At 67.6% G+C, this 26,057-nt stretch carries 21 protein-coding genes; 13 read left to right on the top strand and 8 right to left on the bottom strand.

Features of this window, described 5'->3' with window-relative positions:
* Positions 1-17 precede the first annotated feature (17 nt).
* The gene (locus tag ACF8O7_RS08510; RefSeq protein ID WP_016448927.1) at positions 18-1,850 is read left to right on the top strand and encodes a TRAP transporter large permease subunit; all 1,833 of its coding nucleotides are present in this window, start codon (positions 18-20) and stop codon (positions 1,848-1,850) included.
* A gap of 150 nt (positions 1,851-2,000) precedes the next feature.
* Here the strand turns inward: ACF8O7_RS08510 and ACF8O7_RS08515 are convergent, their stop codons facing one another.
* From ACF8O7_RS08515 to xseB, 5 genes are all read right to left on the bottom strand, one after another.
* Positions 2,001-3,080: a TRAP transporter substrate-binding protein gene (locus ACF8O7_RS08515; RefSeq protein ID WP_016448928.1), complete on the bottom strand. Its 1,080-nt coding sequence runs from the start codon at positions 3,078-3,080 to the stop codon at positions 2,001-2,003.
* Positions 3,081-3,276: 196 nt separating this feature from the next.
* Positions 3,277-4,359, bottom strand: coding sequence for a TRAP transporter substrate-binding protein (locus ACF8O7_RS08520; protein WP_016452489.1), 1,083 nt, complete (start codon positions 4,357-4,359; stop codon positions 3,277-3,279).
* Positions 4,360-4,623: 264 nt separating this feature from the next.
* On the bottom strand, positions 4,624-6,504 hold the full coding sequence (dxs, locus tag ACF8O7_RS08525) for a 1-deoxy-D-xylulose-5-phosphate synthase (protein ID WP_017405740.1): 1,881 nt from the start codon (positions 6,502-6,504) through the stop codon (positions 4,624-4,626).
* A gap of 203 nt (positions 6,505-6,707) precedes the next feature.
* Complete coding sequence (locus tag ACF8O7_RS08530) at positions 6,708-7,658, bottom strand: polyprenyl synthetase family protein (RefSeq protein ID WP_016452491.1); 951 nt, start codon at positions 7,656-7,658, stop codon at positions 6,708-6,710.
* 8 nt (positions 7,659-7,666) lie between these two features.
* Positions 7,667-7,903, bottom strand: a complete 237-nt coding sequence (xseB, locus tag ACF8O7_RS08535; RefSeq protein ID WP_016448932.1) for an exodeoxyribonuclease VII small subunit — start codon at positions 7,901-7,903, stop codon at positions 7,667-7,669.
* 340 nt (positions 7,904-8,243) lie between these two features.
* Between xseB and ACF8O7_RS08540 the strand changes: the two genes are divergently transcribed.
* The 5 genes from ACF8O7_RS08540 (at position 8,244) to flhC (ending at position 12,830) form a co-directional block, all read left to right on the top strand.
* Positions 8,244-9,383 (top strand): aromatic ring-hydroxylating dioxygenase subunit alpha, encoded by a 1,140-nt coding sequence (locus tag ACF8O7_RS08540; protein WP_016448933.1) that lies wholly within the window; start codon positions 8,244-8,246, stop codon positions 9,381-9,383.
* A gap of 323 nt (positions 9,384-9,706) precedes the next feature.
* On the top strand, positions 9,707-10,612 hold the full coding sequence (locus tag ACF8O7_RS08545) for a DMT family transporter (protein WP_016452492.1): 906 nt from the start codon (positions 9,707-9,709) through the stop codon (positions 10,610-10,612).
* Between the two features lie 93 nt (positions 10,613-10,705).
* On the top strand, positions 10,706-11,614 hold the full coding sequence (locus ACF8O7_RS08550; protein WP_392443119.1) for a sulfurtransferase: 909 nt from the start codon (positions 10,706-10,708) through the stop codon (positions 11,612-11,614).
* Between the two features lie 319 nt (positions 11,615-11,933).
* On the top strand, positions 11,934-12,260 hold the full coding sequence (gene flhD / locus ACF8O7_RS08555) for a flagellar transcriptional regulator FlhD (protein ID WP_012204159.1): 327 nt from the start codon (positions 11,934-11,936) through the stop codon (positions 12,258-12,260).
* Positions 12,261-12,287: 27 nt separating this feature from the next.
* Entirely contained in the window at positions 12,288-12,830 is a 543-nt protein-coding gene (flhC, locus tag ACF8O7_RS08560; protein WP_016448936.1) for a flagellar transcriptional regulator FlhC, read from the top strand.
* A gap of 36 nt (positions 12,831-12,866) precedes the next feature.
* Here flhC and ACF8O7_RS08565 read toward each other — a convergent pair whose 3' ends face one another.
* Entirely contained in the window at positions 12,867-14,975 is a 2,109-nt protein-coding gene (locus ACF8O7_RS08565; protein WP_016448937.1) for an EAL domain-containing protein, read from the bottom strand.
* A gap of 126 nt (positions 14,976-15,101) precedes the next feature.
* Positions 15,102-17,951: a phosphoenolpyruvate carboxylase gene (gene ppc / locus ACF8O7_RS08570; protein WP_017406380.1), complete on the bottom strand. Its 2,850-nt coding sequence runs from the start codon at positions 17,949-17,951 to the stop codon at positions 15,102-15,104.
* Positions 17,952-18,063: 112 nt separating this feature from the next.
* Between ppc and hemC the strand changes: the two genes are divergently transcribed.
* The 7 genes from hemC to ACF8O7_RS08605 all read left to right on the top strand — a co-directional run bounded on the left by hemC (position 18,064) and on the right by ACF8O7_RS08605 (position 24,396).
* Positions 18,064-19,002 carry a hydroxymethylbilane synthase gene (gene hemC, locus ACF8O7_RS08575; protein ID WP_392443121.1) on the top strand — a complete coding sequence of 313 codons (939 nt, stop codon included), beginning with the start codon at positions 18,064-18,066 and terminating at the stop codon, positions 19,000-19,002.
* A 13-nt stretch (positions 19,003-19,015) separates the two neighbouring features.
* Positions 19,016-19,825: a uroporphyrinogen-III synthase gene (locus ACF8O7_RS08580; protein ID WP_392443123.1), complete on the top strand. Its 810-nt coding sequence runs from the start codon at positions 19,016-19,018 to the stop codon at positions 19,823-19,825.
* Entirely contained in the window at positions 19,822-20,964 is a 1,143-nt protein-coding gene (locus tag ACF8O7_RS08585) for a uroporphyrinogen-III C-methyltransferase (RefSeq protein ID WP_034348890.1), read from the top strand. The genes ACF8O7_RS08580 and ACF8O7_RS08585 overlap by 4 nt, the downstream gene beginning before the upstream one ends.
* 19 nt (positions 20,965-20,983) lie before the next feature.
* Positions 20,984-22,291 (top strand): heme biosynthesis HemY N-terminal domain-containing protein, encoded by a 1,308-nt coding sequence (locus ACF8O7_RS08590; RefSeq protein ID WP_133072810.1) that lies wholly within the window; start codon positions 20,984-20,986, stop codon positions 22,289-22,291.
* A 198-nt stretch (positions 22,292-22,489) separates the two neighbouring features.
* Entirely contained in the window at positions 22,490-23,083 is a 594-nt protein-coding gene (locus tag ACF8O7_RS08595) for a cytochrome b (protein ID WP_046986499.1), read from the top strand.
* A 92-nt stretch (positions 23,084-23,175) separates the two neighbouring features.
* Entirely contained in the window at positions 23,176-23,748 is a 573-nt protein-coding gene (locus tag ACF8O7_RS08600) for a YceI family protein (RefSeq protein ID WP_016448944.1), read from the top strand.
* Between the two features lie 69 nt (positions 23,749-23,817).
* Entirely contained in the window at positions 23,818-24,396 is a 579-nt protein-coding gene (locus ACF8O7_RS08605) for a YceI family protein (protein WP_016448945.1), read from the top strand.
* Between the two features lie 63 nt (positions 24,397-24,459).
* Here the strand turns inward: ACF8O7_RS08605 and ACF8O7_RS08610 are convergent, their stop codons facing one another.
* A complete protein-coding gene (locus ACF8O7_RS08610) occupies positions 24,460-25,965 on the bottom strand; it encodes a PLP-dependent aminotransferase family protein (protein WP_392443127.1) in 1,506 nt (501 codons plus the stop codon).
* Positions 25,966-26,057: the final 92 nt, after the last annotated feature.

Below are 26,057 nucleotides of genomic sequence, written 5' to 3' on the forward strand. Positions count from 1 at the left end.
TCGGGGAAACAGACATCATGGAATTCGTGATCCACAACCTGGCCCCGATCATGTTCGCGGGGCTGATACTTTTCCTGCTCGTGGGATTTCCCGTGGCATTCAGCCTGGGCGCCTGCGGACTGTTCTTCGCCTTTGTCGGCATCGAACTGGGCGTGCTGCCCGAAGCCCTGCTGCAGGCCCTTCCGCTGCGCATCTTCGGCATCATGCAGAACGAGACGATGCTGGCCATACCGTTCTTCACCCTCATGGGGCTGATACTGGAGCGAAGCGGCATGGCCGAGGACCTGCTGGAGACCGTGGGCCAGCTCTTCGGCCCCGTGCGCGGCGGCGTGGCCTTTGCGGTGATCTTCGTGGGCGCGCTGCTGGCCGCGACCACGGGCGTGGTCGCGGCATCGGTGATCTCCATGGGCCTGATCTCCCTGCCCATCATGATGCGCTACGGCTATGACCGCCGGGTCGCCTCGGGCGTGATCGCGGCCTCGGGCACGCTGGCGCAGATCATTCCGCCGTCCCTGGTGCTGATCGTGCTGGCCGACCAGCTGGGCCGCAGCGTGGGCGACATGTACAAGGGCGCCTTCCTGCCGGGCCTGATGCTGACGGGCTTCTATGCGCTGTTCATCGTCGTGCTGGCCATCTTCAAGCCCGCCATGGTGCCCGCCCTGCCGCCCGAGGCGCGCACGCTGCGCGAGCCCAATGGCAACTCCGGCCTGCCCTCCACCCTGGTGCTGACCGTGCTGTGCGTGGCGGCCTCGATGGTGGTCGCCCAGTACATGCCCCAGCTGCACACCTGGTGGTCCGGCGATGTGGTGGAGAAGGTCGCTCTGGACGAGACCATCGTGGTGTCCATGTGCTTCGGCGTGGCCCTGGCCTTCATCGCCGCCATGTTCAACAAGCTCACGGGCCTGCACCTGCTCAGCCGCATGGCCGAGCGCGTGACCTTCGTGCTGATCCCGCCGCTGCTGCTGATCTTCCTGGTGCTGGGCACCATCTTCCTGGGCGTGGCAACCCCCACCGAAGGCGGCGCCATGGGCGCACTGGGCGCGGCCGTCATGGCCTTCGTGCGCGGCCGCCTGAGCATGGACCTGCTCAAGCAGGCGCTGATGTCCACCACCAAGCTGTCGTGCTTCGTGATGTTCATCCTGATCGGCGCGACCATGTTCGGCCTGACCTTCCAGGGCGTGGACGGCCCCAAGTGGGTGGAGGAGCTGCTGGTGTCCCTGCCCGGCGGCGAGATCGGCTTCCTGATCGTGGTCAACATCATGATCTTCGTGCTGGCCTTCTTCCTGGACTTCTTCGAGCTGTCCTTCATCGTCGTGCCGCTGCTGGCCCCCGTGGCCGACAAGCTGGGCATCGACCTGGTCTGGTTCGGCGTGCTGCTGGCCGTGAACATGCAGACCTCGTTCATGCACCCGCCCTTCGGCTTCGCGCTGTTCTTCCTGCGCAGCGTGGCCCCGGCCAAGGCCTACGTGGACAAGGTCACCAAGAAGATGACCGAGCCCGTGACAACCATGCAGATCTATGCGGGCGCCATCCCCTTCCTGCTGATCCAGCTGGTCATGGTGGCCCTGATCATCATCTTCCCCGGCATCGTCTCCAGCGGGCTGGACAAGAAGGTGGAGTACGACCTGGACAAGGTGCGCCAGGAGATGGAGGCATCCATGCCCGAGGCCATCGACTTCAACGACCCCATGTTCAACGGCGACGGCGCGAACCAGCCCCCCGCACCCGAGGGCACCCCTGGCGAGCCCTCGGCCCCGGCGGGCGGTGAGGACGATGCGCTCAAGGCGCTGCAGGACCAGCTGCAGCGCGAGCAGCCGGCCACGCCGGGCGAGAGCAAGTCCGGCAGCTGATCGCAGGCTCCCTCAAGGACAGCAAAGGCCCCGCAACCGCGGGGCCTTTTTTCGTTCGGACCCCGGCGTGCGCCGGTCCCCTGCGCGCATGAAAAAAGCCGGGCAGTGCCCGGCTTTCTTTCGCGCATGACGCCCGAGGGCGCCGCGACTTCACAGCTTCTGCGCCGACATGAAGGCGTCGTAGCGCGCCTCGGCGAAGCGGAACCACAGCACCTCGTCGCGCTGGAAGTTGCGGTAGTCGCTGTAGATCTTCTTCCATGCAGGGTTTTTCTCGGCCAGCTCCGCATAGACCGCCATGGTGGTCTTGTAGGAGGCATCGAGCACGGTCTGCGGGAAGGCCAGCACCTTGGCCTTGCTGGCCACCAGTTGCTTGAGCGCGCCGGGATTGCGCGCGTCATAGCGGGCCTGGGTGACCACATGGGCCTCGTGCGAGGCGGCCTGCACCATGGCGCGCTGCTCGGGCGTCAGCGCGGCCAGCGCCTTCTGGTTCACGTAGAACTCGAGGTTCAGGCTGCCTTCCCACCAGCCGGGGTAGTAGTAGAACGGCGCGACCTTGTTGAAGCCCAGCTTGAGGTCGTCATAGGGGCCGATCCATTCGGCCGCATCGATGGTGCCCTTTTCCAGCGCCTGGTAGATTTCGCCACCCGGGATGTTCTGGGGCACGCCGCCCATGCGCTCGATGATCCGGCCCGCGAAGCCGCCGATGCGGAACTTCAGGCCCTTGATGTCCTCGGTCGTCTTGACCTCCTTGCGGAACCAGCCTCCCATCTGGGCGCCGGTGTTGCCGCCCAGGAAGTTGACGATGCCGTATTCGGCATAGAACTCGCGCATCAGCTTGCCGCCGTTGCCGTCCACGTTCCAGGCCGTGAGCTGGCGCGAGTTCATGCCGAACGGAATGGCGCCGCCGATGGCAAAGGCCTCGTTCTTGCCGAAGAAGTAGTAGGGCGCCGTGTGCGCGATCTCCACCGTGCCGTTTTGCACGCCATCGACCACGCCGAAGGCGGGCATCAGCTCGCCGGCCGCATGCACCGACACCTCGAACTTGCCGCCCGACATTTCCTTGATCGCCTTGGAAAACACCTCGGCAGAGCCGTAGATGGTGTCCAGCGAACGCGGAAAGCTGGACGCCAGGCGCCAGCGCACCGCCGCCTGCGCATGAACGGCTGGCGCCGCTGCGGCAGTCAATACGCCGGCCAGACCGGCGTGCTTGAGTGCTTTTCTTCTGTCCATCTCTGTCTCCTCCTGATTCGCTCTGCTTGAGAGCATTCAAAAAAGGCCGGACTGCTCTTGGCAGCTCGGCCCACATACATCATCGGAACAAAAAAGCCCGCCGTCCCCGCTGCATTTCGCAGAGGGGACGCGGGCTTGGCCTGCAGGCGTGGAAGGCATGGACCGTCCTTGTGCGTGCTGCTGGCTGCAGACCTGCTTACAGCTTGGCCGTGGTCATGTAGCTGTTGTAGCGGAACTCCGAGAAGCGCTCCCACAGCAGCTGGTCGCGCTGGAAGGTGCGCAGGCTCTGGTTGATCTTCTTGAACATGGGCGACTTGGCGTCATGCTCGGCCATGATCTCCATGACGGCCTTGTAGCCGGCATCCATGAAGTCCTTGGGGAAGGCCTTGAGCTGGGTCTTGTCGGCCACCAGCTTCTTGAGCGCCACGGGGTTGTTGGCGTCGTACTTGGCCGTCATGTCGCGTGCCGCCACGTTGCAGGCCGCATCGACCATGGCCTTGTACTCGGGCGACAGGGCCGCATACGCCTTGGTGTTGATGAAGAACTCCAGCTCGGCGCCGCCTTCCCACCAGCCGGGGTAGTAGTAGTAGGGAGCGACCTTGTTGAAGCCCAGCTTCTGGTCGTCGTACGGACCCACGAATTCCACGGCATCCAGCGTGCCCTTTTCAAGCGCCTGGTAGACCTCGCCCACGGGCATGTTCTGCGCGACCACGCCGAGCTTGAGCATGGCGTCGCCGAACAGGCCGCCGCCCAGGCGCATCTTCAGCCCCTTGAGATCGGCCACCGACTTGATCTCCTTGCGGAACCAGCCGCCCATCTGGGTGCCCGTGTTGCCTGCGCTCTGGCTCTTGATGTTGTACTGGGCATAGAACTCGTCCATGAGCTTGCGGCCGCCGCCGTGCTCCATCCATGCATCCATCTGGCGCGCCGTCAGGCCGAAGGGCACGGCGCAGCCGAAGGCGAAGATGTAGTCCTTGCCGGTGAAGTAGTAGGGCGCCGTCAGCGCCATCTCGATGGTGCCGTTCTGGATGCCGTCGACCACGCCGAAGGCGGGCATCAGCTCACCGGCCGCATGCACCGAGACTTCGAACTTGCCGCCCGACATCGCCTTGAGCGTCTTGGAGAACATTTCGGCCGAGCCGAAGATGGTGTCCAGCGACTTGGGAAAGCTCGCGGCCAAACGCCAGCGGACCGCCTCCTGGGCGTGGACTGCGGGTGCGGCTCCCACAGCCAGCACGCCGGCGATTCCCGCATGTTTGATGATCGAACGACGGTCCATGAATGTCTCTCCGCGATGTGTTGTCAGTCAGAAAAAGCCACCACCACCCCTTGCTGCGCAAGGTCCGCTGCCCCTCCGAGGGGCCGCTTCTGCCTTGGGGGCCCGGCGGCAAAAAAAACGCACGTTCGCACGTGCATTCACACTGTATCAGGTGGTATCGATTCTAAAAACGCCGCAAAGCAAGCGCGGACGGGGTTTTCCCCCGCGTAGTCCTGCTCGGCATGCGCGATGCGCCCCATCGCGGGGCACAGGCCCGTCCCATCTTCAGGCCACGGCGCGCTCGGGCGCCAGGTGGGCGCGCACCGACGCCTCGATGCCGGCCGCGTCCAGCCCCTGCAGGGCCAGCAGCCTGGCGGGATCGCCGTGCTCGATGAACTCGTCGGGCAGGCCCAGCTGCAGCAGCTGTCGCGTAATGCCGGCAGCCTGCAGCGACTCGGCCACGGCGCTGCCTGCGCCACCCATGATGCAGCCCTCTTCCACGGTGACGATGAGCTCGTGCGTGGAGGCCACCTGGCGCAGCAGTTCCTCGTCCAGCGGCTTGGCCCAGCGCATGTTGACCACGGTGGCGTCCAGCGCCTCGGCTGCGGTCAGCGCGGGATACAGCAGGGTACCGAAGGCCAGGATGGCGACCTTCTTCGCCGCCGATTCGCGGCGCACCTCGCCCTTGCCGAAGGGCAGCCCCTGCAGGCTCTCCAGCGGGGCCACGCCCACGCCCGCCCCACGCGGGTAGCGCACGGCCACCGGATGGTCCTGCTCGTAGGCGGTGGTGAGCAGTTGGCGGCATTCGCGCTCGTCGGCCGGGCAGGCCATGCTCATGTGGGGAACGCAGCGCACGAAGGCGATGTCGTAGGCACCGGCATGCGTGGCGCCGTCGGCGCCGACCAGGCCCGCACGGTCCAGCGCAAAGACCACGGGCAGCTTTTGCAGCGCCACGTCATGGATCAGCTGGTCGTAGGCGCGCTGCAGGAAGGTCGAGTAGATGGCGACCACGGGCTTGAGCCCCTCGCAGGCCATGCCGGCCGCGAAGGTGACGGCATGCTGCTCGGCAATGCCCACGTCGTAGTAGCGGCCCGGAAAGCGCTTGTGGAATTCCACCATGCCCGAGCCCTCGCGCATGGCGGGGGTGATACCCACCAGGCGCTGGTCCTTGTCCGCCATGTCGCACAGCCACTGGCCGAAGACCTGGGTGAAGGTCTGCTTCGGGGGCGTGGCCGGCTTGACCAGGCCCACGCTGGGGTCGAACTTGCCGGGGCCGTGGTAGGCCACGGGGTCGGCCTCGGCCAGCTTGTAGCCCTGGCCCTTCTTCGTGACCACATGCAGGAACTGCGGGCCCTTGAGGCTCTTGATGTTCTCCAGCGTGGGGATCAGCGAGTCCAGGTCATGCCCGTCGATGGGGCCGATGTAGTTGAAGCCGAAGTTCTCGAACAGCGTGGCCGGCACGACCATGCCCTTGGCCTGTTGCTCCAGCCGCTTGGCCAGCTCCAGCAGCGGCGGCACCTGCTTGAGCACGCTCTTGCCCATGTCGCGCGCCTTGGCATAGAACTGCCCGCTCATGAGCTGGGCCAGGTAGCGGTTGAGCGCGCCCACGGGCGGGCTGATGCTCATGTCGTTGTCGTTGAGGATGACCAGCAGGTTGGCATCGGTCACGCCGGCGTTGTTCAGCGCCTCGAAGGCCATGCCGGCCGTCATGGCGCCGTCGCCGATGACGGCGATGGCGCGGCGGTCCTCGCCCTTTTGCTTGGCGGCCAGGGCCATGCCCAGGGCGGCCGAGATGCTGGTGGAGGAGTGGGCCGTGCCGAAGGTGTCGTACTCGCTCTCGGCGCGCTGCGGAAAGCCCGACAGGCCGCCGAACTGGCGCAGCGACGCCATGCGCTCGCGCCGGCCCGTGAGGATCTTGTGCGGATAGGTCTGGTGGCCCACGTCCCAGACCACGCGGTCGTAGGGCGTGTCGAACACCGCATGCAGCGCCACCGTCAGCTCCACCGTGCCCAGGTTGGAACTCAGATGCCCGCCGGTCTTGGAGACGCTGTCGAGCACATAGGCACGCAGCTGCTGGGCCAGGGTCTTGAGTTCGGCACGCGACAGACGCCTCAGATCCGCGGGATCGTCGATGGTCTGCAGCAGGGAGTAGGTGTTCGTGGTCATGCTAGATATCTTGATGGCCGCAAGACCATCGCCCATATTTTCGTATCAGTTGCCTGTGGCATCGAACGCCACCCTTGCAAGTAGCGCGCCCCCACCAAGGGACACCGAGCAAGGGCCGCCCCGCAGCGAGGGTGTCGTCCCCCTCCCCCGCGAAGCGGGTAGAGAGGGGGAAGGCGCGAAGCGACTCAGGGGGTGCTTCATTGTCAGTGAGTGCGGCTCACGACCATGTCGGCCAGTGCCGCCAGGGCCCGCGTGTCCGGCAGGCCGCTGCGCGCCAGCGCCGCGTGCGCCAGGGCGCACAGCTCGTCGGCATGGGCGCGGGCCTGGTCCAGGCCCAGCAGCGAGACATAGGTCGGCTTGTCGTTGGCCGCGTCCTTGCCGGCCGTCTTGCCCAGGGTGGCCGAGTCGGCCACCACGTCGAGGATGTCATCCACCACCTGGAAGGCCACGCCCAGCGCCTGCCCGTAGTCGGACAGCGCCTGCCAGGCCTGGGCATCCACGCCCTCCTTGCAGGCTGCGCCCATGAGCACGCTGGCATGCAGCAGGGCGCCGGTCTTGAGGCGGTGCATCTCGCGCAGTTGGGCCTCGCTCAGTTGCAGGCCCACGCTGGCCAGGTCGATGGCCTGGCCACCGGCCATGCCCTGCGCGCCTGCGGCACGGCCCAGCAGCCGGCACAGCCGCGCCTGCAGCGCATCGGGCATGCCGTCAGCCTCGTCGGGCGCGGGCACGAGCAGCTCGAAGGCCAGTGCCTGCAGCGCATCGCCGGCCAGCAGGGCCGAGGCCTCGCCGAACTGCACATGGACCGTGGGCTTGCCACGGCGCAGCACGTCGTTGTCCATGCAGGGCATGTCGTCGTGCACCAGCGAATAGGCATGGATCAGTTCCACGGCGCAGCCGGCACGCACGGCGGCCGACGGCAGGCCGGCCACGGCCTCGGCCGCAGCCCAGACCAGCAGCGGGCGCAGGCGCTTGCCGCCATCGAGCACGGCGTATCGCATGGCTTCGCCCAGGCCGGCCGGCGCATCCACGCCCACCCATTGGGACAGCGCGCTTTCGGTGCGCGCCAGGCGGTCGTTCATCCAGCAGGGAAAATCCAGCGCGCCAAGGCCCGGCGCCTGGGAAACATCGGAAGCGGAAGTCATCAGGGCACTCATGGCAATCTTCAATCCTGGCTCCAAGGGGCCAGGGTCCCCTCGTCTAGCACCTTGACCTGCTCCTGCACCGCGTCGAGCTGGCCACGGCAGTAGCCGAGCAGCTGCGCCGCGCGCTGGTAGCCGGCCAGCATCTGCTCCAGAGGCAGCTGGCCCGACTCGATCTGCGCGATGAGCTGCTCCAGCTCCTGCAGCGCGGATTCGTAACTGGTGGGCTCGGCGGGAGCCTTGGGGGCAGCCTTGGGCATGTGGCGTTGGCAGTGCGTTGTGGGGAACCGACGATTCTAGGCGTCCCTCCGCGACCGCGCCGCCAATAACCGGACAGCCCTTGACAGGCGCCATCGGCCGCTTGCAATACACGTACCGGGCATCCGGAAATAACCCCACGGGCTATAATCCCATTCCCCGCCAAACCGGCCCCTTGCCTAGGCATGCGGTCGGGCTCACCGACAAGACAGGACGCCTCGGGCGCCGCTTGTTTTCAAGTCGTGAAGCCTGTCTCCATGTCCAGGAACGGCCGGTTTTGCTTTTTCCAATCCCGTGCGCACGCGCACCCTCCCTGTGGGGAGTCTTTAGGTCAGGTCATCCATGTCTGATTTAAGTCTTCAACTGCAGCAGGCCGCAAGCCAACTACCAGTTTCCAGCTACTTCGACCCTGCGCTGTTCCAGCGTGAGTTGGAGACCATCTTTCAACGCGGCCCGCGCTACGTGGGCCACCAACTGGCCGTTCCCGAGATAGGCGACTACTACGCCCTGCCCCAGGAAAAGGAAGGCCGTGCGCTGGTGCGCAACGCCAGGGGGCAGGTGGAGCTGATCTCCAACGTCTGCCGCCACCGCCAGGCCGTGATGCTCAAGGGCAGGGGCAACCTGATGACCGAAGGCAAGGGCCATGCGGGGGGCAACATCGTCTGCCCGCTGCACCGCTGGACCTACAGCACCAGCGGCGAGCTGCTGGGCGCACCGCACTTCAGCCACGATCCCTGCCTGAACCTGAACAACTACCGGCTGCGCGAGTGGAACGGCCTGCTGTTCGAGGACAACGGCCGCGACATCGAGGCCGACCTCGCCGGCATGAAGCTGCGCGAGCAGCTGAGCTTCGAGGGCTTCGTGCTCGACCATGTCGAGATGCACGAGTGCAACTACAACTGGAAGACCTTCATCGAGGTCTACCTCGAGGACTACCACGTGGGCCCGTTCCATCCGGGCCTGGGCAACTTCGTGACCTGCGATGACCTGCAGTGGGAGTTTTCCAGGGAGTACTCGGTGCAGACCGTGGGCGTGGCGCCCGGCTTTGCCCGGCCCGGCTCGGACACGTACAGGAAGTGGCACGACGTGCTGCTGGCCTACCGCAACGGCGAGCTGCCCGAACGCGGAGCGATCTGGCTGACCTACTACCCGCACATCATGGTGGAGTGGTATCCGCACGTGCTCACGGTCTCGACCCTGCACCCGCTGGCCGTGGACCGGACACTGAACGTGGTCGAGTTCTACTACCCCGAAGAGATCGCCGCCTTCGAGCCCGAATTCGTGCAGGCGCAAAAGGCCGCCTACATGGAGACCTGCATCGAGGACGACGAGATCGGCGAGCGCATGGACGCCGGCCGCAGGGCGCTGTACGAGCGCGGCGACAACGAGGTCGGCCCCTACCAGAGCCCCATGGAAGACGGCATGCAGCACTTCCATGAGTGGTATCGCGGCGTGATGGGCGACGCAGTCCCCGCACGCTGATCGGCTCCGGCTCTTCCGACGGCCCGCATTCGTGCGGGCCGTCTGCATTGGGCCTCCTGCATCGGGCCGCCTTCATCGAGCGGCAGGCCCGCCGCACAGCTCTTCTGAATGCAAGCGCCCTGGTGTGCCCAATGGGCAGGGCTGGCGACTGCAATGCATCCCGAGGCAGACCCAATGTCTTGGCTTATGCAATACAGTGCCTTGCGCGTGCCCCTGCCGCGGCCCCGGGCCGTAGACAGCCAGGCGGCATGCGCCAAAAACAAAATCCAACCCTTTTCTCGTCCAGCGCCGCGGTCCTTGTGCGGCTCTATCCGGTCATTAATATGCAAGCCCTGTGGATGGTGGCGGCCGCATTCGTCTTTGCGGTCATGAGTGTGTGTGTGAAGTTCGCCTCCCAGGATTTCAACGCGGCGGAGATCGTCTTCTACCGCGGGCTGGTCAGCATGGTGGCGCTGTGGTGGCTGGCGCGCCACCAGGGCATTTCGCTGGCCACGCGCTACCCGCGCGAGCATGCCTGGCGCAGCTTCGTGGGCGTGACTTCCATGGGCGCCTGGTTCTACTCCATCGGCCACCTGCCGCTGGCTACGGCCGCCACCTTCAACTCCATGAGCAGCATCTGGATGGCGGTGTTTCTGATCGGCCAGGGCCTGCTGCTGCGCCACCAGCTGCGCCGCCAGCCCGAATCGCATGCGCTGCGCGCACTGCCGCCGTTTCCCTGGAGCCTGGTCGCCACCGTGGCCCTGGGCTTCGTGGGCGTGATCCTGGTGCTGCGCCCCAGCGCGGCGCCGCAGGAATTCGTGGCCAGCGCGGGCGGCCTGATCGGCGGGGTGTTCGCCGCCATGGCCTATATGCAGGTGGCCACGCTGTCGCGCATGGGCGAGCCCGAGGCGCGCGTGGTCTTCTACTTCGCACTGGGCTCGGCCGTGGCCGGCGCCCTGGCCATGTGCTTCACGGGCGTGTCCGCCTGGCCGGGCTGGCGCGCGCTGTGGCTGCTGCCCGTGGGCGTGCTGGCTGCCGTGGCCCAGGTCTGCATGACGGCGGCCTACGCTTCGGCCGGCAACAGCCGCAATACCCTGGTGGTGGCCAATCTGCAGTACTCGGGCATCGTCTTTGCCGCCCTGCTGAGCCTGGCGCTGTTCGGCGAAAGCGTGCCGCTGATCGGCTGGGCCGGCATCGTGCTGATCGTGGCCAGCGGCGCACTGGCCACGGCCCTGCGTTCACGCGGCTGACGGCGACGGCCCGCCTGGGGCCGTCGCATAATGGATCGGACCTTTTGCCGCAGGCGCACCGCCGCCTGCGCTGGCTTTCGGAGTTCCGCATCCATGACATCCAACACCTCCTCCTACCAGACCCTGATCTCCGTCCAGGAACTGGCCGCGCTGCAGTCCGGCGGCCGTCCGCTGATGGTCTTTGACTGCAGCTTCGACCTGGCCCAACCCACGGCCGGCAAGGCGCAGTACCTGCAGGCGCATATTCCCGGCGCCGTCTTCGCCGACCTGGACCATGACCTCAGCGCAAAACACGGCGTGCCCGGCGCACATGGCAGCGTGGCGGCCAGCGAGCAGGCAGCCTCGGGCGGCCGCCACCCGCTGCCCAGCCGCGAGCTGTTTGCCATGTGGCTGTCGGAGATCGGTTTTTCCAACGACATGCAGGCCGTGGTCTATGACCGCAACGGTGCCAACTACTGCGGGCGCCTGTGGTGGATGCTGCAGTGGGCCGGACATGGCGATGTGGCCGTGCTCGACGGAGGTCTCCAGGCCTGGCAGGCCGCAGGCCAGCCTGTGGCATCGGGCGAGGAAAGCGCGCGCTTTCAGTCCAACTTCGAGCTGCACGAGCCGCTGCAGCAGCTGGTGACGGCACAGCAGGTGCTCGATGCACTGGGCAGCGCAGGCCAGACCGTGGTCGATGCGCGCGCGCCGGCACGCTATCGCGGCGAAGTCGAGCCGCTGGACCCCGTGGCCGGCCATATCCCGGGCGCACTGAACAGGCCCTTCACCGAAAACATTGCGGCCGACGGCCGCTTCAAGCCCACCGCCCTGCTGCGCGCCGAGTTCGACCGGCTGCTGGCCGGCCGCGATCCGGCCAGCGTGGTCCACCAGTGCGGCAGCGGCGTGAGCGCCCTGCCCAACCTGCTGGCCATGCGCATTGCAGGACTGCCGCCGGCACGGCTTTTCGCGGGCAGCTGGAGCGAGTGGTGCAGTGACCCGAAGAGGCCGGTGGAGCGCGGCTAATTCGGCTTATGCCCGCCCCTGGGAGGCTGCACAATGACAGCACTGTGTCAAAAGGCCGACATGCAACAACACCACTGCAGCGGCCTGCTCCCAGGCCCCCGGACGGCAGAGGCCGGGCGAAATCGAGTCATCCAAACCTTGCTACAGGTGTAAGGTAAATCTTACAAACGCCGTCTCACAACCAGACATCCGGCGCAGACCTGCCCCGACTTCAACGGCCAGGGACCCTCCTCCACAATCCATCCCAACAGATCGCAACAGGTTGAACATCTTGTTTCTACCCCGGTGTTGCGGCTGCCGAGATGCAAAGGATGGTCCTATGAACAATGAACAGCTGCTTGCCGAAATCCGCGAAGCCAACCTCACTTACCTGATGCTGGCCCAGACCCTGATCCGCCAGGACAAGGCGGAAGCGGTGTTCCGCCTGGGACTGAACGAAGAATCCTGCGACCTGCTGGCCGCGCTGTCGGCAGCCCAGGTGCTGAAGCTGGCCTCGCGCAATACCCTGCTCGCCAGCTTCCGCGTGGACGACGAAATGGTCTGGAGCTTGCTGACCAACCACAGCAGCAACAAGATCGGCAACGGTGCGACCAATACTCTGCACGCCAACATCCTGATGGCCAGCCGCGTTTCCGAAGTCCTCTGATCCGCCCGAAGAACTCTGGAGCCCGCCATGTCCACCGCCGTCAAAAGTGTCCTGAACGAGTCCAAGCAGATCGAGCGTGCCGCCATGCTCATCGAGATGGGTGCACGCATGCAGGTGCTCGAATCCGAGACCACGCTGTCCTACGAGCGCCTGATCCGCCTGTACAAGGAGATCGCCGGCAAGTCGCCATCCAAGGGCCAGCTGCCGTTCTCGACCGACTGGTTCCTGACCTGGCAGGAGAACATCCACAGTTCGCTGTTCCTGAATATCTACGAATACCTGTCCAAGGGCGCCGAGCTGGATGCCGTTGAACAACTGACCAAGGCCTACCGTCTCTATACCGAGCAGATCCAGGCCGCCGAGCTGGAGGCGCTGCTGTCCTTCACACGCGCATGGCGCCTGGTGAAGTTTGTCGATGCGCAGATGCTGACCCGCACCCAGTGCTCCGTGTGCAAGGGCCAGTTCGTGACCGAGCCCTACGAGAACGAGCGCCACTACCAGTGCGGCCTGTGCAATCCGCCCGCACGTGCCGGCAAGAGCAAGAGCGCCGGCTCCCTGATGCTGCATTGAGCCCCTGCATCGCCGCAGCGATGCACCAGCACGGATTCAGACCGTCTCGCCGCCTGCCCTGGCGGCGCAGTCGCTGGCGAACTGCGGCAACTGCTCTCCCGGCAGGGCCCGGCTGAAGTACCAGCCCTGCACCAGCAGCTCGCCCTCGAAGCCCAGGGCCTGCAGCTGCGCCTGGGTCTCCACGCCTTCGGCCACCACGTTCAGCTGCAGCGCCTCGCAAAAGCGCAGCAGGCCGTCCAGCACCAGCGCGCCCTTGGCATGACCGCTGGCCACGACGAAGCTGCGGTCGATCTTGATGGCATCCACGTCGAACTGGTGCAGGTAGCTCATGGACGAGAAGCCGGTGCCGAAGTCGTCTATGGCCACCTTGGCGCCCAGCGCGTGGATCTGGCCTATGGCCTTGCGGATCGCCTCCACATCGCCCACCAGCGCTTCCTCCGTGATCTCCACGCCCACCTGGCCCCTGGCCTGCGCCAGCAGCATCAGCAGGCGCGAGCAGTACTCGGGCGATGTCAGCGTGGCGCCCGTGACATTGATGCTGATCGGCAGGGAAAAACCGTGCTGGCGCCACAGCCGGCATTGGCGCACGGCAGCGCCCGCCACCCACAGATCGACCTCGCGCATCAGGCCGGCATCACCCAGCCAGCGCAGAAAGCCGCCGGGCTGCTGCAGCCTGCCCTGCGAATCGTGGGCGCGCAACAGGGCCTCGCAGCCCAGGCACAAGCCGCTGCGGTGCGAGACCTGGGGCTGGAATTCCAGGTGGAATTCGTACTCGCTGATGCGGCGGATATGGGACAGCATGGTCTCGCGCCGGGCCTGGGTCTCGTGCGCCAGCACCAGCGGATCGCGCGTGACCAGGCCTGCCTCCTCGGGCAGCCGGGAGAACGTGGTGTCCAGCGCGCGCAGCACGATGGCGCCATCGTCCTGGCCCAGCCGGTCGATGGAGCGCACATAAGGCGCATAGACCAGCGCCCCCAACACCGTCAGCGCCAGTTGCAGCACCACGGCGCCCATGTCGCCGCCCGTGCTCACGTAGGCATTGAAGACCACGGGCGCGGTCAGGGGCAGCACCATCGAGGCCGGAGCCACCCAGCCGGCCTGCACCACCGTGACGGCCACGACCAGGTTGATGGCGGGCACCGCCAGAAAAGGCACGAGCAGGCGCAGGTTCAGGATGACCGGCAGGCCGAACAGCAGGATCTCGTTGACGTTGAGCAGGGAGATGGGCAACGCGGCCAGCGCCAGCATGCGCAGGCCGCGCCCCTTGCAAAACAGCAGCACGGCCAGCGCCAGTGACAGCGTGGCCCCCGAGCCGCCGATGAAGACGAAGGATCCCATCAGGCCGCCGTTGAGCGCCCAGGGCGCCACCAGCCCCTTGGCCACGGCGGCGGCGTTGGCCAGCACGGCCTGGTCCAGCACCTGGAAGAAGGGTTGCATGGCGTAGTAGCCCTGCACGCCAAAGAACCAGAGCACGGAATTGAGCAGCGTCAGCGTCAGCCCGCTGCGATAGGGGCTCTCGGGGGTGGCGATGGCCAGCGGCAGTTCGGCCTGGGTGATATCGGGCAGCACCTGCTGCAGGCCCAGCAGCAGCACCACCAGCAGCAGCGCGACGATGGAGCCGGGCACGACCAGGTTCATCACCTCGCGTACGTTCTCGCCCACAAAGCCCGTGCGCGCAATGCGCGTCCAGCGCATGGCGCTGAGCCTGGCCATCAGCGGCACGGTGATCAGGGGCGAGGCTATGGCGATGAACAGCACCAGCGTGGCCGCCGCGCGCGGATGCTCGCGCAGCAGGAAGATGGCCATCTGCACATGGGCAAAGCACAGAAAGGTCACCGGCAGGCGCGGCAGCCTGTGGCGTATGGAGAGCATGTAGCCGATGGAGGCGGCCACCAGCAACGGCAGGATGCTGCCGATTTGCGCATGCAGGCCCGCAAGAAGCTGCACCACGGGCTCGGGCTGGCCGGACATCTGCGCCAGCGCCGACAGTATGAGAAACAGGGCCGAGACCAGCAGGCATGGGACCAGCCAGAGCAGGCCTTCGCGTATGGCCCGCATGGAGTTGGCACCGGCCAGCCTGGCCAGGCGCTGCGTCAGGAACAGTTGCATGTCCGGGAACCCCGGCCATGGCGTCTTGTTGCCCATAAGCTCCCACCCTTCACTTCCCGGCAGGAGTCATGCGCCCCTGTCCGAAGCACATCCTACACGGCGGCCGGCCGGCGCCCTGCGCATGGCGGCGCGAGGGGCCTCCCGGCCCGCTCGCGCCCTCGATCAGCCGGTATTGCGCACGCCGGCCGCAATGCCATTGATCGACAGGTGGATGCCGGTCTTGATGCGCTCATCGGTCTGGCCGCCGCGCCAGCGGCGCACCAGCTCCACCTGCAGATGGTGCAGCGGATCGATGTAGGGAAAGCGGTGGCGTATGGAGCGCGCCAGCGCCTCGTTGTGGGCCAGGCGCTGCTTGTCGCCCGTGATGCGCGCCAGCGCATCGACGGTGCTGTGCCACTCGGCCTCGATGGCGCTGAAGATGCGGCGGCGCAGGCGTGCGTCCGGCACCAGGTCGGCATAGCGCGAGGCCAGGTTCAGGTCGCTCTTGGCCAGCACCATGTCCATGTTGGACAGCAGGGTGCGGAAGAACGGCCACTGGCGGTACATCTTCTGCAGCAGGGCCAGCTGGGCCTTGCCATCCTTGCCCGGCTGCCCGATGAAGGCCTGCACCGCCGCGCCGAAGCCGTACCAGCCCGGCAGCGTGAGCCGGCACTGGCCCCAGCTGAAGCCCCAGGGAATGGCGCGCAGGTCCTCGATCTTCTGCGAGGGCTTGCGCGAGGCCGGGCGCGATCCGATGTTCAGCTCGGCAATCTCGCGGATGGGTGTGCTGCTGAAGAAGTAGCTGGTGAAGCCGGGGGTCTCGTACACCAGGGCGCGGTAGGCACCCATGCTGGCCTCGGACAGAAACGCCGCCGCATCCAGGAAGGCGCGCGTGGCCGGCTTGGTCGGCTGCAGCAGCGTGGCCTCCAGCGTGGCGGCCACCAGGGTCTCCAGGTTGCGCCGGCCGATCTCGGGGTTGGCGTACTTGGAGGCGATGACCTCGCCCTGCTCGGTCAGCCGGATCTGGCCGCGCACGGTGCCCGGGGGCTGCGCCAGGATGGCCTGGTAGCTGGGGCCGCCGCCACGGCCCACCGTGCCACCGCGGCCATGGAACATGCGCAGGCTGATGCCATGGCTGTCGGCCAGATCGTCGAACAGCTCGACCAGCGAGATCTCGGCGCGGTACAGCTCCCAGTTGCTGGTGAAGATGCCGCCATCCTTGTTGCTGTCGCTGTAGCCCAGCATGATGTCCTGCTCGCCGCCGCTGCGCTGCACCATGGCCGCCACGCCGGGCAGCTGGAAGTAGCGCCGCATGATGGGCGCGGCGCTGCGCAGGTCGCCGATGGTCTCGAACAGCGGCACGACGATCACGTCGCAGACGGCGCCGTCGTCCAGCGTGCCGCGCAGCAGCCCCGCCTCCTTTTGCAGCAGCAGCACTTCCAGCAGGTCGCTGACCGACTCGGTGTGGCTGATGATGCAGTGGCGTATCGCCTCGGCGCCCAGGGTCGCGCGCAGGCGGCGCGCGGCCTCGAAGATGGCCAGTTCACCGCGCGCATGCTCGGAATAGTCGGCGCCCACCACGCGCAGCGGCCGCGCCTCTTCCAGCAGGCGCACCAGCAGGGCGCACTTGGCGTCTTCCTGCAGGCCCGAATAGTCGGGCTCCAGGCGCGCGGTGGCCAGCAGCTCGGCCACCACCTCCTCATGCTTGTCCGAACTTTGGCGCAGATCCACGGTGGCCAGGTGGAAGCCGAAAACCTGCACGGCGCGCATCAGCGGACGCAGGCGCTGGGGCGCCAGCACCTCGCCATGGTTGCGGCTGAGCGAGTCGTCGATGACGCGCAGGTCGGCCAGGAACTCCTCGGGCGAGGCATAGGCGTTCTGCGGCGCCACGGCATGGCGCGCGGCCTCGCCGCCGGTCAGCACCTTGAGCGTGGCGGCCAGGCGCGCGTAGATGCCGGTGAGCGCGCGGCGGTAGGGTTCGTCGGAGCGGTGCTCGTTGGTGTCGGGCGAGCGCTCTGCCAGCGCCTGCATCTCGGGCGTGACATCGGCCAGGCGCTGGGACAGCGACAGCTCGCCGCCCAGGTAGTGCACCTCGCGCAGATAGTGGCGCAGCGCCACGTCGGCCTGGCGCGACAGCGCCAGCTCCAGGCTCTGGGCCGTGACATTGGGGTTGCCGTCGCGGTCGCCGCCGATCCAGTGGCCCATGCGCAGGAAGCTGTGCACGGGCAGGGTGTTGCCCAGCTCCTGCTCCAGTTGCGCATACAGCTTGGGAATCTCGCGCAAGAAGGTGGCTTCGTAGTAGGACAGCGCGTTTTCGATCTCGTCGGCCACGGTGAGCTTGGAGTAGCGCAGCAGGCGTGTCTGCCACAGCTGGCTGACGCGGGCGCGCAGTTGGGCCTCGTTGCGTTCGAGTTCGCGCGGGGTGAGCGCGTCCTTGGCGCTGTTGTACAGCTGGGCGCGGGCCACGATGTCCTCGCGCGCGGCCAGCAGTTGGGAGATGTCGCGCTCGGCCACCAGGATGCTCTGGCGCTGCACTTCCGTGGGGTGGGCCGTGAGCACGGGCGCCACATAGCTCCTGGCCAGCGTCTGCGCCACGGTACCGGCCGAGATGCCGGCCCAGCGCAGCCGCGCCAGCGCCACTTCGATGCTGCCTTCCTGCGTGTTGCCCGCGCGCTCGTGCACGGCGCGGCGGCGGATGTGGTGGCGGTCCTCGGCCAGGTTGGCCAGATGGCTGAAATAGGTGAAGGCGCGGATCACGCTCACCGTCTGGTCCGTGGTCAGGCCCTTGAGCAGGCGCTTGAGCGCGCGGTCGGCGGTCTCGTCGGCATCGCGGCGGAAGGTCACCGACAGCTGGCGCACCTGCTCGATCAGCTCGAAGGCCGCCACGCCTTCCTGCTCGCGGATCACATCGCCCAGAATGCGCCCCAGCAGGCGTATGTCCTCGATCAGCGGCAGGTCCTTGTCCGTCTTGCGGACAGGCTTGTCATCACGCCTGTCATCTCGCGCATTGCTCTTGCGGGGGGCGGTGGCCATCAACGAATCTCCTGGAATCGGTCAGCGTATCGGTTTGCTTGGGCTTCGGTCCTGGTGCCGGGTTTACTGCGGCGCAGCATGCTAGCATCCCGCGCTCCCCTCGAGGCTCCTGATGAATACCAAACCACTGATCCCCCACTCCATCGTGATCGCCACGCGCGAGAGCCAGCTGGCACTGTGGCAGGCCGAGCATGTCCAGGCACTGCTGCGCGCCCGGGGGCATGAAGTGGAATTGCTGGGCATGACCACCAAGGGCGACCAGATCCTGGACCGCACGCTGTCCAAGGTGGGCGGCAAGGGCCTGTTCGTCAAGGAGCTGGAAGTGGCGCTGGAAGAAGGACGCGCCCACATCGCCGTGCACTCGCTCAAGGACGTGCCCATGGAGCTGCCCGAAGGCTTTGTGCTGGCCTGCGTGATGGAACGCGAAGACCCGCGCGACGCTTTTGTCTCCAATCGCTACGCCGCGCTGGCCGAGCTGCCGCAGGGCGCCGTCGTCGGCACATCGAGCCTGCGCCGCCAGGCACTGCTGCAGGCCCTGCGCCCCGACCTGAAGATAGAGCCGCTGCGCGGCAACGTGAACACCCGCCTGCGCAAGCTGGACGAAGGCCACTACGACGCCATCGTGCTGGCCGCTGCCGGCCTGATGCGCCTGGGCCTGGCCGACCGCATCCGCGCCAGGTTCGAGCCCGCCGGCATGCTGCCTGCCGCAGGCCAGGGCGCGCTGGGCATCGAGGTGCGCGCCGACCGCCAGGACCTGATCGACGCGCTGGCCCCGCTGGCCCACCAGACCACCTGGCTGACCGTGACCGCCGAGCGCGCCGTCAGCCGCTGCATGGGCGGCAGTTGCTCCATGCCGCTGGCGGCGCACGGCACCTTCGACGGCCAGCAACTGCGCCTGGACGCAGCCTGGGGAGACCCGGAAGGCCGGCTGCCGCTGGTGCAGGTGCGCGCCGATGCCACCGTCACCGACATCGCCAGTGCCGACGCACTGGGCCAGCACGTGGCTGCGCTGCTGCAGGCGGCGGGCGCCCAACCGGCCCCCAAGCTCTAGACGGCACGCCCACATGCCACCGCGCATACTCGTCACCCGCCCGGCCCATGACGCGGCCGCGTGGGTGGATGCGCTGCAGGCCCGGGGCCTTCCGGCCCAGCCGCTGGCGCTGATGGCCATAGGCCCCTGCCGCGATGCGGCCACGCAACAGGCCTTGCAGGCCGCCCGCAACGCGCTGCGCGAAGGCCCGGGCTACCGCGCCGTGATGTTCGTCAGCGGCAATGCCGTCCAGCATTTCTTCGGCACCGACCCCGCACGGCTTCCGGCCTCCACCCGCGCCTGGACGCCCGGCCCCGGCACCGCCCAGGCGCTGCTGGCCCTGGGCATTGCGCCAGCACAGATCGACGGCCCGCCGCCGGACGCCGCCCAGTTCGAATCCGAAACGCTATGGCAGCGCGTGCATGACCAGATCCATGCGGGCGACCGCGTGCTCATCGTGCGCGGCGACAGCCAGGCAGGAGCGCCCAGGACCGTGCCGGCCACGGCAGGCGCCGGCCGCGATTGGCTGGCCGCCCGACTGCGCGAGGCAGGTGCCCAGGTCGAAATGCTGGCCGTCTACCAGCGCGAACTGCCTGCCTGGGATGCAGCCCAGACGGCACTGGCACGCCAGGCGGCCGAAGATGGCACGCTGTGGCTGCTCAGCAGCGCCGAATCCGTTGCCAACCTGCAACAGCTCCTGCCGGCCCAATCGTGGCAAAAAGCGCGAGCGCTCGCTACGCACGAGCGAATCGCTGCCCAGGCAAGACACATGGGATTCGGAGATGTCAAGCAATGCCGGCCCGCTCTGGAGGACGTGGTTGCGTCGATAGAATCGTCGCCATGAGTTCCGACGCAGCGCAAGACCGCCCCACCCCGCAGGACCTAACGCCCGCATCCTCCGCAGCAGCCTTCGCAGCCGGCTCCGCCCAAAGCAGCCCCGCTGCAGAACTGCGCGGCGGCTCCTCGGCCCTGGTCTACGGCGTGGGCGCCGTGGCCGTCGCGGCGCTCATTGCCTGCGGCATGCTGTGGCAGCGCTTGGGCAATATCCAGGAACAGCTGGCGCGCCAGTCCGCGCAGTCCGGCTCCCAGTCGGTCGAGGCCCGCACCCTGGCGCGCGATGCCCAGGACCTGGCCCGCGATAGCGCGGCGCGCACCTCGGTCATGGAGGCGCGCATTGCCGAGCTGTCTCTGCAGCGCACGCAGCTCGACGAACTCCTGCAAAGCATGTCGCGCTCGCGCGACGAAAACTTGGTGGTGGACATCGAATCCTCCATCCGCCTGGCACAGCAGCAGGCCGAGCTGTCCGGCAGCCTGCAGCCGCTGGTGGCCACGCTCAAGAACGCCCGCCAGCGCATTGAACGCGCCGCCCAGCCCCGGCTGGCCCCGGTCATGCGTGCGCTGGACCGCGACCTGGAACGGCTGGCCCGCATGAGCGTGACCGACACCGCCGGCCTGCTCACGCGCATCGAGGACCTGGTGCGCCTGGTCGACGAGATGCCCCTGCTCAACGCCGTGGCCCAGCCACGCGCCAGCCGCCATCGCGGCGTGGCCGGCCAGGCGGCCCGCCAGCCCGAGCCCGCCCCCATCGAGGGCAGCCCCACCGAATGGCGCTGGTGGCAATCCTGGGGCGAGCGCGGCTGGACGGCCGTGCGCGAAGAAGCCCAGGACCTGCTGCGCGTCAGCCGCATAGACCACCCGGACGCCATCCTGCTGGCGCCGGAACAGGCCTATTTCCTGCGCGAGAACCTCAAGCTCAAGCTGCTGAACTCGCGCCTGGCCCTGCTGTCGCGCCAGTGGGATGCGGCGCGGGCCGACCTGGCCGCTTCCGGGATGGCCGTGAACAAGTACTTTGATCCTGCCGCGCGGCGCACCCAGATCGTGCAGGCCCAGCTGCAGCAGATCCAGGCCAATCTGCGCACCACCGAACAGCCTGCGCTGCAGGAAACCCTGGCGGCGCTGGCAACAGCGGCCGCAGGCCGCTGAGCAGCCGGGAGACAGACGAATGCGCGCTGCACTGTGGTTGATCGGTTTATTCGGCATGGCCGTTGCGGCCGCCTTGTTCGCGGGCTCCAACCAGGGCACGGTGACCCTGTTCTGGGCGCCCTACCGCCTGGACCTGTCACTGAACCTGGCCATTGCCATCATCGTGCTGGCCTTCGTGCTGCTGTATGCCGCGCTGCGCGCGCTGGCCGCGCTGCTGCAGATGCCGCACCAGGCGCGGCGCTGGCGCAGCCAGCAGAAAGAGCGCGCCATGCACCACAGCCTGCTGGAAGCCCTGTCGCACCAGCAGGCCGGCCGCTTCCTGCGCGCACGCAAGTCCGCGCTGGCGGCCCTGGCCATGGAAGAGTCCCTGGCCGAGACCCATGCCGCCGTGCCGCACGGCATGCGGCTGCGCGCCGCCGCCCACATGGTGGCCGCCGATGCCTCCCATGCACTGCAGGACCGCCAGCAGCGCGACCACCATTGGCGTGAGGTCCTGGCCAACGCACCGGCCCAGGGCAACGCCCAGGAGCAGGAAATGCGCGAAGGCGCACAGATGCGCGCCGCGCGCTGGGCCCTGGACGACCGCGACGCAGCTGATGCGCTGCGCCGCCTGGCCGAACTGCCACAGGGCGCGGCACGCCGCACGATCGCGCTGCGCATCCGCCTGAAGGCATCGCGCCTGGCAGGCCAGACATCGACGGCGCTGGACACGGCGCGCCTGCTGGCCAAGCACCGCGCCTTCTCGCCCGCGGCCGCCGCCAGCGTGGTGCGCGGCCTGGTACTGGAGAGCATCAACGAGGCACGCGACACCACGCAGCTGCAGCACTTCTGGCTGTCGCTGGACACGGAAGAGCGCGCCATGCCCGAGATTGCGCTGCCGGCCGCATCGCGCCTCATGGCCCTGGGCGGCGAGGCCGCCCAGGCCCGTGCCTGGCTGCTGCCCGTGTGGGAGCGCCTGCTGTCCCACGCAGGCCCGCGCAGCGAATCCCACCTGCCGCGCCTGGTCCAGGTGCTGGAGCCCTGCCTGGACGGCCTGGACGGCGCCTGGCTGGCTCGCATCGAGGCGGCCAGCAACGCCCATCCGCGCGAAGCCCGCCTGCAATACCTGGCCGGCATGGCATGCGTGCAGCGCCAGCTCTGGGGCAAGGCCCAGCAGCTGTTGCTGCGCGCAGCCCCCCACCTGCAGGAAAGCGCACTGCGCACCCGCGCCTGGCAGCGCCTGGCCCTGATGGCCGAGCACCGCGGCGATGCCGATGCAGCGGCTGCCGCCTGGAAGCAGGCAGCGCAGGCCGTGGTCGTGCTGCCCGCCGATCCGACCCGGCCCTGAGCCCTCCGCGCGGCACGGCGAGCCTTCATCTTTTTTGAATCGAGCCGTCAATACCGCTGAACTCTTTTGGATTTGCCGCTTCCTACACTGCACGTTGTCCGCAGTGCACGAAGTCCACGCAGAGCGCACCGCACCCTTTCTTGCCATCCAGGGCCCCTTTGCAGGGGCCCTGAACGGTTCCAAAGCCTGCCGCCATCCATGACAGAGTCCTCAGCCCGCGCCAACGCGCCAGCAAAATCCTCCTCCAAAGCCACGCGCTACAACGGCGTGGCCATGGCTGCCCACTGGCTGCTGGCACTGGGCCTGATCGCCGCCCTGGCCCTGGGCTGGTACATGACAGGCCTGCCGTTCTCGCCCTCGCGCCTGAAGCTCTACAACTGGCACAAGTGGCTGGGCGTCACGCTGTTGACGCTGAGCCTGCTGCGCCTGGTCTGGCGCATCACCCATCGCCCGCCCGAGCTGCCCGCTTCCGTGGCCCGCGCCATGCCCCAATGGCAGCACTGGGCCCACAACGGCACCCACCACGCCATGTACCTGCTGTTCTTTGCCGTGCCCCTGCTGGGCTGGGCCTACAGCTCGGCGGCCGGCTTTCCCATCGTCTTCCTCGGCGTGCTGCCCCTGCCCGACTTCGTGAGCGCAAGCCCCGAGCTGGCCGAAACCCTCAAGCCCCTGCACGGCTGGGCGGCCTGGGCCCTGGTCGCGCTGATCGCCATGCATGTGGGCGCCGCCCTCAAGCACCAGTTCATCGACCGCGACGGCCTCATCTCCCGCATGCTGCCGGGCCGCGCCTGAGTTTTCTCCCCCAGCCAGGGCCTGCGCACCGCGCTGCGCGCGCCCCAGCCATCCCCTATCGAATGTTTCCCGACCCCCAAAGGAGTCCTGCCATGCGCTTTTCCGCCACGCTGACCACCATTGCCCTGGCCGCTGCGGCCCTGACCTCCCAGGCGGCCCTGGCCGAGCAAAAGCTCGTTCCCGCCCAGAGCGCCGTGAACTTCACGGCCAAGCAGATGGGCGTGCCCCTGCAGGGCCACTTCAAGAAATTCGACGCCCAGGTCCAGTTCGACACGGCCAAGCCCGACACCAGCAAGATCCGCTTCACCGTGGACACCGGCAGCGCCACCATGGGCGCCAAGGAAACCGACGCCGAGCTGCCCAAGGCCGATTGGTTCAATGTCGCCAAATTCCCCCAGGCCGTCTTCGACTCCACCGCCGTCAAGGCGCTGGGCGGCGGCAAGTACCAGGTGGACGGCAAGCTCAGCATCAAGGGCCAGGTCCAGAACGTGAGCATTCCCGTGCAACTGGCACAGTCCGGCACCACGACCACGGCCACCGGCACGCTGCCGCTCAAGCGCCTGCAGTTCAAGATCGGCGAAGGCGAATGGGGCGATACCTCCATGGTGGCCGACGAGGTCCAGGTGCAATTCAAGCTGGCCCTGACCGGCGTGGGCAAGCTGTAAGCGGCACTCTTGCCCAGGATTGGCCGTTTTCTTTTCCGTTTCGTGCAACCCCAACCTAGGAGTTCTTTCATGCGCACTTCCGTGTTTGCCCTGGCCATTGCCGGCCTGTTCGCCACCGCTGCCCAGGCGGCTCCCGCAACCTACGCCATCGACCCGACGCACACCTTCGCCACGTTCGAGATCGACCACAACGGTGCCTCGACCAACCGCGTGCGCTTCGACAAGAAGAGCGGCACCGTGGAATTCGACCGTGACGCCAAGGCCGGCAAGGTCGAAGTCGTGCTGGAAATGGACTCGCTGAGCTCGGGCACCGCCGCCTTCGACAAGCATCTCAAGAGCGCCGACATCTTCAACGTGGCCAAGTTCCCCCAGGCCAAGTTCGTCTCCGACAAGTTCGTCTTCGACGGCGACAAGCTCAAGGAAGTCACCGGCCAGCTGACCATCCTGGACAAGACCCAGCCCGTGACCATCAAGGCCAACAAGTTCACCTGCTACCCCAACGCCATGCTGCAAAAGCGCGAGACCTGCGGCGGCGACTTCGAGGCCGTGATCGACCGCACCGCCTTCGGCGTGAACTACGGCGTGGACTACGGCTTCCCCAAGCAAGTGCGCCTGGTGATGTCCATCGAAGCGGTCAAGCAGCAGTAAAACGGTATTCGCCGCAGTGCCTTTCGGGGCGATGCGACCCAAAGCCCGTGATCCGGAAGCCGGTCACGGGCTTTTTTGCGTGGCGGGCCGGGCCTGCCACCTCCTGACCACTCCCGCCAGCCTGAGCACCCCTTGCTCGATGGCCTGCGGCTGCAGGCTCGCATAGCCCAGGACCAGCCCGGCGCAGGACTGGCGGCGATGGGCATCACCGGCCGCATAGAGCGGCGAGATGGGGCGCACGCCCACGCCGCGCTCTCGCGCCAGACGCATCAGGGCAATCTCATCGCGCTGGTGCACGGCAGGCACCCAGGCCACCACATGCAGGCCCGAGGCCGAACCTTCGACCTGCACCGCGCCCGGCAGGTGCCGCTCCAGCGCCTGCAGCAATGCCGCCCGCCGGCCTTCGTTGCGGCGGCGGGCGGCGCGCACATGGCGCTCGTAGCTGCCGTCCTCGATCAGCGCGGCCAGCACCAGCTGGTCCAGGCGCGGCGCATGCCGGTCGGCCAGCCGCCGGGCTTCCCGGAAAATGGGCACCAGGGACGGCGGCAGCACCAGGTAGCCCATGCGCATCTGCGGGGACAAGGCCTTGGAGAAAGTGCCGACATGGATGACGCAACCCACCTCGTCAATGGACTGCAGGGCGTCGATGGGGCGCAGCCCGTAGCGGAACTCGCCGTCGTAGTCGTCTTCCAGAATCCAGGCACCCGTGGCGCGCGCCCAGGCCAGCAGCTGCTGCCTGCGGCCTATGGGCAGCACGCCGCCCAGCGGAAACTGGTGCGATGGCGTGACATAGGCCAGACGCGCCTGGCGCCCGACCAGCGCCGAGGTATCCAGGCCCTGTTCATCGACAGCCATTTCCTGCAGGCATGCGCCCTGGGCCTCGAACACGCGGCGCGCCATCAGGTAGCAGGGCTCTTCCATCAGCACGGTCTCGCCCGGATCGACCAGCACGCGCGCGCACAGGTCGATGGCCTGCTGCGAGCCCTGCACCACCACGATCTGATCGGCCGAACAGACAAGCCCCCGCGCCCTTCGCAGATAGCCTTGCAGCGCCATGCGCAGCGCCGGCTCGCCTTCGGGCGCGTCGTAGGACAGGGAAGACTGGCGCTGCACGATGGCGCGGTTGTAGGCACGCCGCCAGGCCAGCGTGGGAAAGTCATCAAAGGCCAGGGCGCCGTACAGAAAGTCGATCACGGCAGGCCCGTCATCCCCGGCGCGAGCGGGCTGGGCCTGCGCCAGCGCATCCACGCGCCGTCCATAGGAAGACAGGCGGGATCGGCAATCCTGCGCCGCAGCCGCAATGCGGGGCGCGCGGCTGCGCTGCTCCGCGCCAGCTGCCACGCGCGCCCGGGCGCCCTGTGCAGTCTCCAGATAGCCCTCGGCCGCAAGCTGCTCGTAGGCCGCCGTGACGGTGGTGCGCGACACACCCAGGTCCAGCGCCAGCGCGCGGGTGGAAGGCAGGCGCGCGCCCACGGCCAGGCTGCCGTCGGCCATCTGGGATTTCAGCCATTCGTGGATGCGGCGGGCGCTGGGCGCAGCCCCGGTATCGGCGGCGAAATGGGACTTCAACTGGTCTTCCAAAAAATCACGAAACTGGATTTTTCATTGTGCCAGGGATGGTGGATAGTCCTGTTTCCCCCGATGCCGGTCCACCGTTGCAC

This window comes from Delftia sp. WSY_16, assembly GCF_043104415.1.
GTDB lineage: Bacteria > Pseudomonadota > Gammaproteobacteria > Burkholderiales > Burkholderiaceae_C > Comamonas > Comamonas tsuruhatensis.